This window comes from Pinisolibacter sp. DMC100 (genome assembly GCF_056313705.1).
Window position 1 is genome coordinate 67,132 of record NZ_JBQUZT010000009.1, and the last position, 13,480, is coordinate 80,611.

Consider the following 13,480-nt stretch of genomic DNA (forward strand, 5'->3'; position numbering starts at 1 on the left):
GACTTCGACCTCCGACCCTAAGAGAACGCGGTGAACGCCGAGTTAAGTCGCCGTTCCGCCCGCGCTGCCCGCCGCCGATCGCTCAGCTGCGACCCTGGATCTTGGGAAGTTCGGACTGGGCCGGCCGCGCCTGTTCCTTCGGGCGGCGGTTGGCGAGCTCGACGGTCAGCTTCTCGGCCTGTTCCGGCGCCATCTTGGAAACGACGTCGCCGAGCTTCTTCGGGTTCATCTGCCGGGCGATCTCGCCGAGCAGCGTGATGTCGAGCTTGTCGAAGACGCGCGCCGCGTCCTTGGCCTTCATCGCCTCGTACATCTTCACGAGGTCGGCCAGTTCCTGCTTCTTGGAGTCTTCCTTGGTCTTCTCGGCGGTGCCGATCTGGTCCTCGAGACCCTTGAGCTCGTCGATGCGCTTGGAGATGCGGCCTTCCGAGGCCTGCAGCAGATCCTCGCGCATCTGCAACTGGCGCTCGCGCTCCTCGAGCAGCTTGCGGCGCTCGGCGAGCTTCTGCAGGATCTCGATCTCGGAGAGGAGTTCCTGACCGGGAACGGGCTTGGCCTCGCTCGGCTTGTCGCCCGAGACCTTGGTGTCGACCTTCGACGGCGTGACGCCGTGGCCGTCCGCGGCGGCGGGCGCGCCGTGGCCCTCTTCCGCCTTCTTCTCCTCGCCGCCGCCCGACGAGCCGGTGGCGATCATGTCGACCTCGCGCCCGGTCGTGGGATCGACCTTGACCACTTCCCGCGCGACCACGTCCCGCGCGTCGCGTTCGCCCAACCCGAACTGCACGACCTTGAGGCCGAGCAGCACGAGAGCGGCGCAGACGACGAGCGGAAGCAGTCGGACACGGATCATGCGGCAACCCCTCTCGCCCTCAGACGGCCCAGCCGTTCGGAGGCCTCGTCGGCACGGGCGCGCAGATCGCCGAGACGGGTCGTCTGCTCGGGCGTCGCCGAGGGATGGTTGCGCGGCGGCATGGCCTGACGGGCGGGCTCGACGGCGGCGACCGGCACCGCCTCGGCGGCGCCGCGGGCGGCCTCGGTGATGCGGATGATGCGGTTGAGCAGCTTCTCGCCCTCGCCCAGCTCGCGGCCGATCTCCTGGCTGAAGAATTCGGCCTCGCGCAGGCGCTGCGCCAGCGACTTGTCGCAGTCCGCCGCCGTTTCCTTGAGGCCGACGATGGCCCGTTCGGCGATCTCGGTGGCGGTGAGCAGTTCGGAGATGGTGGCCCTGAGATTGGCCTCGTCGGCACGCAGCCGCTTCAGCCGACGATCGAGCACCATGCAGTAGGCGATCGTGGTGATCAGGAGAACGGCCACCAGCCCTTCGACGGCGAGATCGATCCAGTGGGTCGTCATGGCGCCTGCATCTCCTTCTTCGTCGCCGCCTTCTCGAAGGCCGCGAGCGTCATCTTCGGCCGCCGCAGATTGCGGTCGACCATGATCGAAATATTCTCGCCCGAACGTCCCATGCGCCCCTCGGTGAGGGACACCGGTCCGCACTTGAGCGTGACGGGATCGCGCGGACCGACGTCGAAGACCAGCGTCTGCCCGATCTGAAGATCGAGCACCTGGCCGAGCGACATCTCGCGCTCGAACAGAACCGCGTCGACGGCGATCTCGGCGGCATGGATCTCGGTCGCCAGATGCCCTTCCCAGATCGGGTCGCGACCGAACTTCTCGCCCACGAACATCTGGAGCAGAAGGTCACGAATCGGCTCCAGCGTCGCGTAGGGTATGAGGATTTCGATCTTGCCGCCGCGATCTTCCATGTCGATCCGGAACTCTGCGAGGATCGCGGCATTGGCCGGCCGCGACACCGCCGCGAAGCGCGGATTGTTCTCGAGACGCTCGAGGTTGAAGTTGACCCGCGACAGGGGCGCGAAGGCCTGTTCGGCGTCGGTCAGCACCACCTCGATCATGCGGCGCACGAGGTTGGTCTCGATCGTCGTGTAGGGGCGGCCCTCGACGCGGATCGGCGTGGTGCCGCGCCCGCCGCCGAGCAGCACGTCGATGATCGAGTAGATCAGGCTCGAATCGACCGTCACCAGCCCGAAGTTGTCCCATTCCTCGGCCTTGAAGACGCCGAGGATCGCCGGCAGCGGGATCGAGTTCAGATAGTCGCCGAAGCGCACCGAGGTGATGCTGTCGAGCGAGACCTCGACGTTGTCGGAGGTGAAGTTGCGAAGCGACGTCGTGGTCAGTCGCACCAGGCGGTCGAACACGATCTCGAGCATCGGCAGACGCTCGTAGGAGACCATGGCCGAGTTGATCAGCGCGCGAATGCCGGACTGATCGTTGGTGAACTGCTCGTCGACGTCGAAACCGAGGAGGTTGTCGATTTCCTCCTGGTTCAGGATGCGGTCGCCGCCGCGGGTGGCGCTGTCGAGATCGAAGTCGGCGTCGTCGAAGCCGGCCATCTGGGCGGCGAGCTCGTCGGAGCCCTCGACGCCCTGCTCGGCCAGGGCCGCGCCCCAGTCCGCGGCGAGATCGTCGTCTTCGCCGCCGTCCGTGCCCTTCTGCTCCGAGAGCGCCGCGCCCCAGGCCGCATCCAGATCTTCGAGGTCTTCGGCTTCACCGGCCATACCAACGCCTCACTGAACCAGAATTTCCTTGAACAACACCGCATCGACGCGCGCCGGCGCGATCGCGGTGTTGATCCGCCGCTGCAGCTCTTCCTTGACGCGGTAGAGCCCCGCCGACCCGTCGAGGTCGGTGACGCGCAACTCGCGCAGATAGATCTGGAAGGCGTCGAGCACGCGCGGCAGGACGGGGGTGATCTTCTCCACCGTCGCCTTGTCGGAGACTTCGAGCGCCACCTTCACCTTCAGGTAGGTCGCCCGCCCGTCGACGGCCGAGAGGTTCACGGTCATGTCGGGCAGATCGACGTACATCACGGCCTTCGCCGGGGCGTGGGCGTCGTGCCCGCCGTCCGCCGGCTTCGGCTTCGAGCCGAGGAAGAAGAAGGCCGCACCACCGAGAACGGCGAGCAGGGCCACGCCCGCGCCGATCATGACGAAGAGCTTCTTCTTGCCGCCCGCAGCCTCGCCCTCGGCGCCTTCGGCACCGGGTTCGGCTTCGGTCTTTTCGGCGGGCTTCTTGGCCATCGATCTCCCCTGATCGAACGCGAGTCCGTGTTCTCTAGATCTAAGGAGGGAATGGTTAACGACTGGTGAATCTCAACTTTTTGGTAACCGAGGTAAACGCCGGTAAACCCTGCCGGTCCAATCCGACCACCCGGCAGTTCCTGCCCATCGTCCGCCATCGGCGATTTTCAGCAACCCATTGATTTTTCAATGGTTAACCATATGGCACGGGGTTTGCGAAACTTCTCTCGATCGCACCGGCTGGGGAGCAGGGGCGATCGCTGGGGAGCAGTGGAAATGGAAAATGCGCAACTCGTCGGCCTGTCGCGACAACTCGTCCTGCGACGCGAGCTCGACATGATCGCCAACAACGTCGCCAACGTGGAGACGAACGGCTTCAAGGCCCAGGCTCTGATGTTCAAGGAACAGAAGATGCCGCCGGCCGCCGAACTCGAGTTCAAGCGCTCGGACCGTCCGGTCAGCTTCGTCCTCGACGACGCCAATCGCTACGACCTCCGCCCCGGTCAGATGCTCCAGACCGGCAACGATCTCGACGTGGCGATCGAGGGCAAGGGCTTCTTCGCCGTCCAGACGTCGCAGGGCGAGCGCTACACCCGCAACGGCTCCTTCGCACTGTCGCCCGACGGCACGCTCGTCACCCGCGACGGCAACCCGGTGCTCACCGAGGGCGGTCCGCTGGTGCTCCAGGCCAGCGAGACCCGCATCACCGTCGCCGCCGACGGCACGATCTCCACCTCGCAGGGCGTGCGCGGCAAGCTGCGCGTCGTCGACTTCGCCGACACCGGCTCGCTGAAGAAGGTCGGCGAGACCCTCTTCACCGGGACCGACCCCCAGCCCACGCAGTTCCCCCGTCTGGTCCAGGGCCAGATCGAAAAGTCCAACGTCCGCGCCGTGGAGCAGATCGCCCGCCTGATCGAGGTCGGTCGCTCCTACGAGTCCGTCAGCTCCTGGATGAGCAAGGTCGACGACCAGCGTCGCTCCGCCATCGAGAAGCTGGCCCAGGTCGCCTGAGGGGAGAACGAGTCATGAAGGCCATGCACATCGCCGCCTCCGGAATGGCGGCCCAGGAACTGAACGTCGAGCTCATCTCGAACAACATCGCCAACATGCGCACCACCGGCTTCAAGCGCCAGCGTGCGGATTTCCAGGACCTGCTCTACCAGGACATGCGCCGGGTCGGCACCGCGACGTCGGAGAACGGCAACATCCTGCCGACCGGCGTGCAGATCGGTTCCGGCGTCCGCGTCGCCGCCACGCCGCGCGTCATGTCGCAGGGCACGCTGTCCTCGACCGAGAAGGAAACCGACGTCGCCATCAAGGGCGAGGGCTTCTTCCGCGTCCTGCTGCCCGACGGCCGCACCAGCTACTCGCGCGACGGCTCCTTCGAGATCGACAGCCAGGGCCGCATCACCACGGCCGACGGCTATCCGATCGAGCCGCAGATCACGGTCCCGTCCAACTCGACCGGCCTGACCGTCAACGCCCAGGGCTCGGTGCAGGTGACGGTCGGCAACGCGACCTCGCCGACCACCATCGGCCAGTTCCAGCTCGCCCGCTTCATCAACAAGTCCGGCCTCGAGCCGATGGGCAACAACCTCTACCTCGAGACCGCCTCGTCGGGCGCGCCGCAGACCGGCAATCCCGGCGACGAAGGCTTCGGCACGCTGCTGCAGAACCAGCTCGAACAGGGCAACGTCAACTCGGTGACCGAGATCTCCGACCTGATCGCCGCCCAGCGCGCCTACGAGATGAACTCCCGCGTGATCCGCGCCGCCGACGAGATGATGTCGGCCACCGTGTCGCCGAAGTGAGGAGGAGGGCCATGAAGTACGACTCTCTGCGTCGCCCCCGCCCCGGTCTCGTGACCTTCACCGGCGAAGCCGGCGAGCGCCTCGTGCGCTCGCTCCTCGGCGCCGCGGGCCTCGCGATCCTCGCCTCGGTGCTGCTCGCCGTCATCGCCCCCGCCCCGGCCCAGTCCGGCGAGACCTCGGCGCTGCGCGCCTCCGTCTCGGTCTCCGCCGACGTCGTCACCATCGGCGACTTCTTCGAGAACGCCGGCTCGCTCGCCGAACGCCCGCTCTTCCGCGCCCCCGACCTCGGCACCGCCGGCCCGGTCTCCGCCGCCCGCGTCGTCGACATGGCCCGCGCCGCCGGCCTCGCCGGGGCCGAGACCGGCGGCCTCGTCGAGGTCTCGGTCTCCCGCCTCGCCCGCTCGGTCGAGAGCGCCGAGATCGCCCGCCTGATCGCCCAGGAGGCGCTGCGCCGCCCCGGCTTCGCCGCCGACACCACCCTCGACGACCTCGAGATCGTCTTCGACGGTCCGGTCGCCCCGCGCGCCGCCGACATCCGCTCGCGCGAGCCCATCCGCATCGTCTCGCTGTCGGTCGCCCCCCAGAACGGCCGCTTCGACGCCCTCGTCCAGATCGATCAGGGCGAGCGCAACGACCGCGTCCATCTGCGCGGCGTCCTGACCGAGACCGTCTCGGTGACGGTGCTGAACCGGTCGCTGTCGCGCGGCGATCTCGTCTCCGCCGAAGACATCCGCGTCGACCGTCAGCCGCGCAACCGCGCCTACGGCCGCTCCGTCGTCGTCGAACCCGCCGAGATCGTCGGCCGCCAGGCCCGCCGTTCGATGCGCGCCGGCCAGGTGGTCGCCGCCGCGGACTTCGCCCGGCCGCAGGTGATCGGCCGCGGCGAGACCGTCACCGTGATCTTCCGCGCCAAGGCGCTCCGGGTGACGACCCGCGGTCAGGCACTCGCCGCCGCCGCCGTCGGCGACACCGTCTCCGTCCTCAATCCCCAGTCCAAGCGCACCCTGCAGGGCACGGTCACCGCCCCCGGTCTCGTCGAGATCGTCGCCGCCCCCGCCGCCGTTGCTCTCGCGAAGGTCGATCCGTGATGACCCGTTCCTCGTTCTCCACCGCCCGCCGCGTCGCATCCCTCCTGACGGTCGCCGTCGCCCTCTCCGGCTGCGCCAACGCCCTCGACCGGCTCGAGAACGTCGGCAAGGCGCCGAAGCTCTCCGCCGTCGAGGACCCGACCGCCCAGGCCGGATACAAGCCGGTCTCGATGCCGATGCCCTCCGCCGAGCCGGTGGCCTATGCACCCAACTCGCTGTGGTCGAAGGGCAGCCGCGCCTTCTTCAAGGACCAGCGCGCGCGCCGCGTCGGCGACATCCTGACCGTCGCCGTGGTCATCACCGACAAGGCCAAGATCGACAATTCGACCGGCCGCTCGCGCACCGAGACCGATGCGACCTCGGTCGGCGGCCTGCCCGGCGCCCTGGCCGATCGTCTGCTGCTGCCCGGCGAAGCCCCGGCCTCCAACCTGATCAACAACTCCACCAAGACCTCGCAGCAGGGCACCGGCTCGGTCGACCGGTCGGAGACCCTGTCGACCAACGTCGCCGCCCTCGTCACCCAGGTCCTGCCCAACGGCAACCTGGCGATCGAGGGACGTCAGGAGGTCCGGGTCAACAACGAGATCCGCGAACTGATCGTCGCCGGCGTCGTCCGGCCGGAAGACATCGCCTCCGACAACACGATCGAGAGCGCCAAGATCGCCGAGGCCCGCATCTCCTACGGCGGTCGCGGTCAGATCACCGACGTCCAGCAGGCCCGTTACGGCACCCAGGTGCTCGACGTGCTGATGCCCTTCTGACGGAGACGCCGGGCGGTTCTCCCCGCCGCCCGACCCCCGACCGAAACGACCGCTCCCCCCGCATTCCCACCCTCCCCCGAACCCCGAAGCTTCCCCTCTCGTCGCCCACGCTCTCCCCAAGCTGCGGCGAGAATGCCGAAGGGTTCGATCGCCGCCTTCCCCCCGCCCTCCCCGGCGGTGGCGGCGACGGCAGACGGCGCGGCTCCCTCTCCCCGGGGAGCCGCGTCTCTCCATCGTCCAGAAGGACGCAAGACGACGAACGCCGGTCGACCCTCGGGTCGACCGGCGTTCGGTCTCGTTCGTTCGTCGGTGCGTGGTCCCGCGTCAGTCGTCGCGGTAGACGCGCTCGCGGCGCTCGTGGCGCTCCTGGGCTTCGATCGAGAGCGTGGCGATCGGTCGGGCATCGAGGCGCTTCAGCGAGATCGGCTCGCCGGTCTCCTCGCAATAGCCGTAGCTGCCGTCGTCGAGACGCTTCAATGCGGCGTCGATCTTGGAGATCAGCTTGCGCTGGCGATCCCGCGCCCTGAGTTCGATCGCACGGTCGGTCTCCGAGGAGGCGCGATCGGCGAGATCGGGATGGTTCTGGCTCTCGTCGGCGAGATGCTGCAGCGTTTCCCGGGATTCCTTCAGGATGTCGTCCTTCCAGTCGAGCAGCTTCTTACGGAAGTACTCGCGCTGACGCTCGTTCATGAAGGGTTCGTCGTCAGACGGACGATAATCAGTGACTTCGACCGACATCATGCTCCCTTCCAGGTCCACGTTGGTCCGGGCGGCGAAGGCGGTGATGCGCGCCGCGGCGCCCCAATACAACGATGGAACGAAAAGGTCACGAAGAAAGCGTGACGGAGGTGGACAAAATGTCGGCAGTCCCCGGAAAGAAGCAGACCACGTCCGCGGCCGGTCGCCGCGGGCATCGATCAGTCGGGGAAGCGCCCGAGCTTGGCGAGCTCGACCCGCGCCCTGAGTTCGATGTCGGCGACCAGTTCGTCGAGCCGCTCGTCGCCGGTGGGCTCGCGCCCGCCCATCAGGCCGACCAGCCGCTCCAGCCGCTCCGGCGAGACACCGCCGCCGAGCAGGTCGAGCCGCACCCCTTCGAGCACGTCGAGGATGTCGAGGCTGCGCCGCACCGCCTTGCGCTTCTTCTCGCGCGGGTCCTGCGGCGGGATCGACTGCAGCGCCAGCAGGCTCGCCACGTCCGTCGCCCCGATCGGCCCGCCGACGACCGACGAGCGGCTCGCCTGTTCCTGCTCGGGCAGACGGAAGGTCGCGCCGGTGCCTTCCGCGCGCCGGGTCGTCCCGGTTCCCTGGATGCCGCCGGTGCGGCCCGGTCCATCGATCCTGATCGCCACGTCGTCTCTCCTTCCCGGCAGGAATTGCCGGGACGTGTCCCGTTCTCTCTAGCATGAATCGGCACGAATTGCCCCTGGGGCACATCGGCCGCTCGGACCATCCCCCGAAATTCTCGAATAACCCTTCGTCGTCAACATGTTGCCGGTTCGTGTCGGAGCCCCCGGAACTTGGCACGCCGCTCGCAAAGGAGAGGGTCGAGATTTGGGGAGATCTCCATCGATGAAGTTTCATTTGGACAAGATCGTCCGTTGCATGCTGGTCGCGGCCCTGGTCGTCGGACAATCCGTTCCGACCCATGCGGCGGCCTCGCGCATCAAGGACCTGGCCTCGATCGAAGGCGTCCGCGAGAACCAGCTCGTGGGTTACGGCATCGTCGTCGGCCTCAACGGCACCGGCGACAGCCTCAACAACGCGCCCTTCACCAAGCAGTCGCTGCAGGCCATGCTGGAACGCATGGGCGTCAACACGCGCGGCGCCAACATGCGCACCGCCAACGTCGCCGCCGTCATGGTGACCGCCAACCTGCCGCCCTTCGCCACGCAGGGCACCCGCATCGACGTCGCGATCTCCGCGCTCGGCGACGCCAAGTCGCTGCAGGGCGGCACGCTGCTGGTCACGCCGTTGATCGGCGCCGACGGCGAGGCCTATGCGATCGCGCAGGGCGCGCTCGCCGTCGGCGGCTTCACCGCCAAGGGCGACGCGGCCTCCGTGACCCGAGGCGTCCCCACATCGGCCCGCATCGCCAACGGCGCCATCGTCGAACGCGAGGTCGAGTTCAAGCTCGGCGCCCAGAACGCCGTGCGTCTGGCGCTGCGCAACCCCGACTTCACGACCGCCCGCCGCATCGCCATGGCGATCAACGACCTGATCGGTACGCCCTCGGCCGAACCGATCGATCCCTCGACCGTCCGCCTGACGCTGCCGCAGAAGTTCAACGGCAACATCGTCGACCTGATCACCGACATCGAGCAGCTCTCGGTCGAGCCGGATCTGCCGGCCAAGGTGGTGATCGACGAGGCGACCGGCATCATCGTCATGGGTCAGGACGTGCGCGTCTCCACCGTCGCCGTCGCCCAGGGCAACCTCACCGTCACCGTCACCGAGACGCCCGAGGTGAGCCAGCCCGAGCCCTTCTCCAACGGCGAGACCAAGGTGGTGCCGCGCACCCAGGTGACCGTCGACGACAGTTCCAAGAAGAAGCTCGGCATCGTCAATCAGACGGTCAGCCTCCGCGAGCTGGTCGACGGCCTCAACGCTCTCGGCGTCGGCCCCCGCGACATGATCACCATCCTCCAGGCCATCAAGGCGTCCGGCGCCCTGCAGGCCGAGATCGAGGTGATGTGATGGGCTACGACGCGACGATCTCTCTCGCCACGAGCACGCCGGCGCTGCACCAGATGCAGGAAGGCCCCGGCCGCAACGCCACGCGCGAGCAGAAGGCCCGCGCCCAGGCCGACCAGTTCGAGCAGGTCTACCTCTCAACCATGATGAAGCAGATGTTCTCGGGTCTCTCCACCGAGGCGCCGTTCGGCGGCGGCCAGGCGGAGGAATCCTGGCGCGGCCTGCTCGTCGACCAGTACGCCGCCTCCATGCAGAAGGCGGGCGGCGTCGGCATCTCCGACATGGTCTATCGCGACCTCATCGGCCTACAGGAAAGCGCTTCCAAATGACCCTCGATCTTCTGGCCCTCCAGGGCGCCGAGCCCGCCGAGCGCGCCCTGCGCACGCCGGAGGAGGCGACCGCCTTTCTCGACGAGTTCGAACAGTCGATGGCGCGCCTGATCGCGACCATCGAGGAGGAGACCGCGCTGGTGCGCGCCGGCAAGCTCTTCGACGCCACCGACGTCGTCTCGCGCAAGAACGACCAGCTCGGCCGCTATCTCCAGACTCGCACCCGCCTGAAGCGCGAGTTCGCCACCCTCTCCAAGCTGCTGCCCGAGCGGCTCGAGCGCATGCGCGCCGACCATGTCGCGGCGATCGAGAAGATCCGCGCCAACCTCGGCGCCCTCGCCATCGCCCGCGAAGTCGCCGAAGGCATCGTCCGCAACGTCTCCGCCGCCGTCGGCCGTCAGACCGCCCCGCGCACCTACGGCCGCAACGCCGCGATTCCCACCGCGATGCCCCAGACCACTGCCCGCGGCCTGTCGATCGATCGCCGCATGTGATCCGCGGCAGGGCGCGAGCCCGTCCCTTCCCCCTCCCCTCCCCGGAATGCAGAAAGGCCGCCCTCGGGGCGGCCTCTTCGTTCATTCGATGGGCGGCGGATCGGAAGCGTCTCAGGAGCGCAGGCCCTCGGCGATGGCACGGTTGATGTCGACCAGCGGCGCGAGCTTTTCCGGCTCCGGCGCGGCCTGAACCTCGATCGTGTGCCGGAAGATGAAGAGCGAGATGTTGAACAGGTTGTTCTTGTCCTCCTGCGGCAGCGGGTTGTCCTCGCGCAGGATGAGATCGATCAGCACCGTCCAGAGCTTGCGGTTGTAGGTCAGCGCCTGCACGAGATCGGCCTTCTTCTCCTCCCAATTGTCGCGCACGACCTGGATCTGGCGCGCAGCCTTGAGAAGAAGCATGGATTCGAGATCTCGCCCGGAGGCGACGGCCCGGCGCGTCTGTTGGTAGGCGACTGCGGCATGATTGTTATACATGGTTGATCCGCTGCTCCTCGTACTCGATGAGACGCTTCGCTTGCTTGATGCCCTTATAGAATTCACCGTTTAACAGGCAGTTATCGATGGACTCGACAATGTCTCTAGCGCCCGGTGCCGCCTCGAGAAACTCGCGCGCCAGGGCCTGATAGTCTCCCATCACCACGTCGTTGCCGTGCTTGAGATAGAGCAGTTGCACCGCGAGGTAGATCAGCTTCGCCGGCGTATCCGCCTCGCGGGCCGGCATGACGTCGCGTTCGCGCAGGATCGGCGCGTCGCCCTCGATGAAGAGCTTGGCGCGCGCGCCGCCGTTGGTGATCAGGCTCTCGCCGATGATGATGCGCTCTCCGGGTTTGATCTCGACCTTGAGCGTCATCGCCTTCTCTCCACTTGCCGTCGACGCCCACGGGCGCGACGATCGTCTTTCGAAACGACGAAGCGGACGCTTCTTTCCGTCGCGCCCGCTCGCCGATAGTCGTCGTCTCGGTCGCCCGGAGCGTCAGCCGAACAGCTGGAGGATGCTCTGGTCGGCCTGGTTGGCCAGCGACAGGGCCTTGGTCGACAGGCTCTGGCGGGTCTGCAGCGCGAGCAGATTCGCCGATTCGGCGTTCGTGTCGGCCGCCACCAACTGGTCGGCGCCGGTGGACAGCGTCGAGACCATGTTGTTGGTGAAGTCCTGCCGCGACTGCACCATCGACAGGAACGAACCGAAGTTCGAAGCCTGGGTGCGCAGGGTGGAGAGCGCGGTGTCGAGGCTGTCGAGGACACCCTCCACCTGCTTGTTGGTCTGGAAGTCGCCCGCATCGAGCGACTCGAGGCCGAGACCCGAACCGTTGAACACCACGCCCGTGATGGTCATCGTCGACTGATCCTTGCCGGTCTTCTCGTTGAAGATCGTGGTCAGGTCGTTGCCCATCAGGATGTTGATGCCGTTGTAGCCGGCGTCCTTCGCCATCGCGTCGATCTGATCGAGGATGTCGTTGAACTGCTTGCGGAAGGCATCGCGGGTCTCGGAGGTCGAAGCCTCGGCGGAGGTGTTGCCGGAGCCGAAGCCCATCGAGCCGAGGGCGGTCGTGCCGGTCGACGAGATGGCCAGATCCTGACCGCCGGTCTCTTCGAACTCGATCTCGCCATCGCTGTTGAGCGTCGCGGTGACGTCGAGCGAAGAGTTGTTGACGGCCTTCAGGAGGTCGCCGACGGTCGAATACTCACCGGCACCCGAGCCGATGGTGAAGGTCACGGCCTCGGCGTCGGTGCCCGTGCCCGAGGTGAGCGTCAGGGTGTCGCCGTCGGTGAAGCCCGGGCCTTCGGTGGTCGAGATCAGCGAGGTCGACTTGCGCAGATCCGACACCGTGCCGGAGAGCGCCGCGTCGGCGTCGCCGTCGGCCGTCTGCAGCGCCTGCTTGGCGGCCGACTGGGCGTTCTTGACGAGCGAGGTGATCGACTCGATGCCGTTCGAGGCGGCCTGCAGCGTCTGAATGGAGTTCGACACACCGTCGAGCAGGTTGGTCAGGTCGCCGGCGCGGTCGTTGAGGGACGCGGAGGTGAAGTAGTTGACCGGGTTGTCGAGGGCCGAATTGACCTTCTTGCCGGTGGCGAGGCGGTTCTCGGTTCCCGTCTGATCCTTGGCGATCTTCTGCAGGGAATTGAGATTCTGTCGAACACCGGTCGAAAGGATCGGGGTGGAGGCCATTGTGTGCTCCATCGGAAACGGGCGTTTCACAAGCTGCGTTGTGAACATTAACGGTCATTAGGGTTAATGACGTCTTAACGCCCTCGCACGTGTGCGCGCGTGCACGGAAATATTCGTACGCCCCCGCGCGCGCTTTCGGCCGGACGGTCGAAAAAGCCCGGAAAACCTGGACAATTCGCGACAGTTTCAAATCAAGACAGTCGGCGATTTTCAACCCGCCCTTTACACCGGAGCGCTAGAACGGGCCCTATCGACAACTCCAGCAGGCGGTGCCAGGCCATGACGATCAGTATCGCCGCCACGACGGCACTCCCACCGAGTCGCGAAACCGATGCCCCGAGAATCAGTCCCGCCTCCGCGATGGCGCGGGTTCGGACCGAGGACGCCGCCGCGACCGACAAGCCCAAGCCTCCGCCGACGCCGGCACCGACGGCGTCCGAGCGTTCCAAGGAGGTCGTCTTCGACGAGCAGAGCGGCCGCACCATCGTGCGCACCTTCGACGTCGACACCGGCGACGTGGTCGCCCAGATGCCGACCGAGGCCTACCTCCGCCTCGCCCAGGTGATGACCGCGGCGATCCAGGCCGAGGGAGCCGGCACCTCCGCCGCCGACATCGTCGCCTGAGATCCCCCCCTCTTGCGCCCATTCGACGCGGTGCCGGCCCGGCGCCGCGCATCCGCGCGTCCGTACCTCGGCAGATCCGCGAAAACCTTGCCGGTCGCCTGAACCATTCGTTCACCACATTACCCAAGGTCATGTGGCGAAAGGGAAACCTCGGGCATTTTCAGAGCCGGATTAACGCTTGAGAAACCCGCCCGGCGCCATGCTCCCCTCACTCCTCAGAACGAGGGGCCGTATCCAGCTCCCAGAAGGGTGAAAAACCATGTCTACCATTCTCTCGACCGGCGTCCGTCAGAACCTCAATTCGCTGCAGTCCATCAACAAGCAGCAGACGACCACCGAGAACCGTCTCGCCACCGGCAAGAAGGTCAACTCGGCGCTCGACAACCCGGTCAACTACTTCACCTCCGCGTC

General features: G+C 67.0%; 17 protein-coding genes and 1 pseudogene. 9 read left to right on the forward strand and 9 right to left on the reverse strand.

Going from position 1 to position 13,480, the window contains the following annotated elements; translation table 11 throughout:
• Positions 1-82 precede the first annotated feature (82 nt).
• The 4 genes from ACT541_RS19370 to ACT541_RS19385 are packed head-to-tail and all read right to left on the reverse strand — an operon-like array spanning position 83 to position 3,101.
• The gene (locus tag ACT541_RS19370; protein WP_476138808.1) at positions 83-850 is read right to left on the reverse strand and encodes a MotE family protein; all 768 of its coding nucleotides are present in this window, start codon (positions 848-850) and stop codon (positions 83-85) included.
• Positions 847-1,353, reverse strand: coding sequence for a DUF6468 domain-containing protein (locus ACT541_RS19375; protein WP_476138810.1), 507 nt, complete (start codon positions 1,351-1,353; stop codon positions 847-849). Before ACT541_RS19375 ends, ACT541_RS19370 begins: the two co-directional genes overlap by 4 nt.
• On the reverse strand, positions 1,350-2,579 hold the full coding sequence (gene fliM / locus ACT541_RS19380) for a flagellar motor switch protein FliM (protein ID WP_476138812.1): 1,230 nt from the start codon (positions 2,577-2,579) through the stop codon (positions 1,350-1,352). The genes ACT541_RS19375 and fliM overlap by 4 nt, the downstream gene beginning before the upstream one ends.
• 9 nt (positions 2,580-2,588) lie before the next feature.
• Entirely contained in the window at positions 2,589-3,101 is a 513-nt protein-coding gene (locus ACT541_RS19385; protein ID WP_476138814.1) for a flagellar basal body-associated FliL family protein, read from the reverse strand.
• 276 nt (positions 3,102-3,377) lie between these two features.
• Between ACT541_RS19385 and flgF the strand changes: the two genes are divergently transcribed.
• The 4 genes from flgF to flgH are packed head-to-tail and all read left to right on the forward strand — an operon-like array spanning position 3,378 to position 6,761.
• The gene (flgF, locus tag ACT541_RS19390) at positions 3,378-4,112 is read left to right on the forward strand and encodes a flagellar basal-body rod protein FlgF (protein ID WP_476138816.1); all 735 of its coding nucleotides are present in this window, start codon (positions 3,378-3,380) and stop codon (positions 4,110-4,112) included.
• Positions 4,113-4,126: 14 nt separating this feature from the next.
• Positions 4,127-4,912, forward strand: coding sequence for a flagellar basal-body rod protein FlgG (gene flgG / locus ACT541_RS19395; protein ID WP_476138818.1), 786 nt, complete (start codon positions 4,127-4,129; stop codon positions 4,910-4,912).
• An 11-nt stretch (positions 4,913-4,923) separates the two neighbouring features.
• Positions 4,924-6,000: a flagellar basal body P-ring formation chaperone FlgA gene (gene flgA / locus ACT541_RS19400; RefSeq protein WP_476138820.1), complete on the forward strand. Its 1,077-nt coding sequence runs from the start codon at positions 4,924-4,926 to the stop codon at positions 5,998-6,000.
• On the forward strand, positions 6,000-6,761 hold the full coding sequence (flgH, locus tag ACT541_RS19405) for a flagellar basal body L-ring protein FlgH (RefSeq protein ID WP_476138822.1): 762 nt from the start codon (positions 6,000-6,002) through the stop codon (positions 6,759-6,761). The genes flgA and flgH overlap by 1 nt, the downstream gene beginning before the upstream one ends.
• A gap of 324 nt (positions 6,762-7,085) precedes the next feature.
• Here flgH and dksA read toward each other — a convergent pair whose 3' ends face one another.
• Together dksA and ACT541_RS19415 are read right to left on the reverse strand one after the other, a co-directional pair.
• Positions 7,086-7,499, reverse strand: a complete 414-nt coding sequence (dksA, locus tag ACT541_RS19410) for an RNA polymerase-binding protein DksA (protein WP_476138842.1) — start codon at positions 7,497-7,499, stop codon at positions 7,086-7,088.
• Positions 7,500-7,678: 179 nt separating this feature from the next.
• A complete protein-coding gene (locus ACT541_RS19415; RefSeq protein WP_476138824.1) occupies positions 7,679-8,110 on the reverse strand; it encodes a flagellar assembly protein FliX in 432 nt (143 codons plus the stop codon).
• 253 nt (positions 8,111-8,363) lie between these two features.
• Between ACT541_RS19415 and ACT541_RS19420 the strand changes: the two genes are divergently transcribed.
• Genes ACT541_RS19420 through ACT541_RS19430 form a run of 3 tightly spaced genes read left to right on the forward strand, consistent with a single transcriptional unit; the run spans position 8,364 to position 10,275 of the window.
• Positions 8,364-9,455 carry a flagellar basal body P-ring protein FlgI gene (locus tag ACT541_RS19420; protein ID WP_476138844.1) on the forward strand — a complete coding sequence of 364 codons (1,092 nt, stop codon included), beginning with the start codon at positions 8,364-8,366 and terminating at the stop codon, positions 9,453-9,455.
• Positions 9,455-9,781, forward strand: coding sequence for a rod-binding protein (locus ACT541_RS19425; protein ID WP_476138826.1), 327 nt, complete (start codon positions 9,455-9,457; stop codon positions 9,779-9,781). The genes ACT541_RS19420 and ACT541_RS19425 overlap by 1 nt, the downstream gene beginning before the upstream one ends.
• Positions 9,778-10,275, forward strand: coding sequence for a hypothetical protein (locus tag ACT541_RS19430; protein WP_476138828.1), 498 nt, complete (start codon positions 9,778-9,780; stop codon positions 10,273-10,275). Before ACT541_RS19425 ends, ACT541_RS19430 begins: the two co-directional genes overlap by 4 nt.
• Before the next feature lie 111 nt (positions 10,276-10,386).
• On the opposite strand, the gene flaF is transcribed toward ACT541_RS19430, so the two are convergent.
• The 3 genes from flaF to ACT541_RS19445 form a co-directional block, all read right to left on the reverse strand.
• On the reverse strand, positions 10,387-10,752 hold the full coding sequence (gene flaF, locus ACT541_RS19435; RefSeq protein WP_476138830.1) for a flagellar biosynthesis regulator FlaF: 366 nt from the start codon (positions 10,750-10,752) through the stop codon (positions 10,387-10,389).
• Positions 10,745-11,128, reverse strand: coding sequence for a flagellar biosynthesis repressor FlbT (locus ACT541_RS19440; RefSeq protein WP_476138832.1), 384 nt, complete (start codon positions 11,126-11,128; stop codon positions 10,745-10,747). Before ACT541_RS19440 ends, flaF begins: the two co-directional genes overlap by 8 nt.
• A 123-nt stretch (positions 11,129-11,251) precedes the next feature.
• Positions 11,252-12,445 (reverse strand): flagellin N-terminal helical domain-containing protein, encoded by a 1,194-nt coding sequence (locus ACT541_RS19445; protein WP_476138834.1) that lies wholly within the window; start codon positions 12,443-12,445, stop codon positions 11,252-11,254.
• 360 nt (positions 12,446-12,805) lie between these two features.
• Here ACT541_RS19445 and ACT541_RS19450 point away from each other — a divergent pair, with 360 nt between their 5' ends.
• Positions 12,806-13,069, forward strand: coding sequence for a flagellar protein FlaG (locus ACT541_RS19450; protein WP_476138836.1), 264 nt, complete (start codon positions 12,806-12,808; stop codon positions 13,067-13,069).
• 259 nt (positions 13,070-13,328) lie between these two features.
• Positions 13,329-13,480 (forward strand): annotated as a pseudogene (locus ACT541_RS19455) (flagellin); the annotation flags it as partial.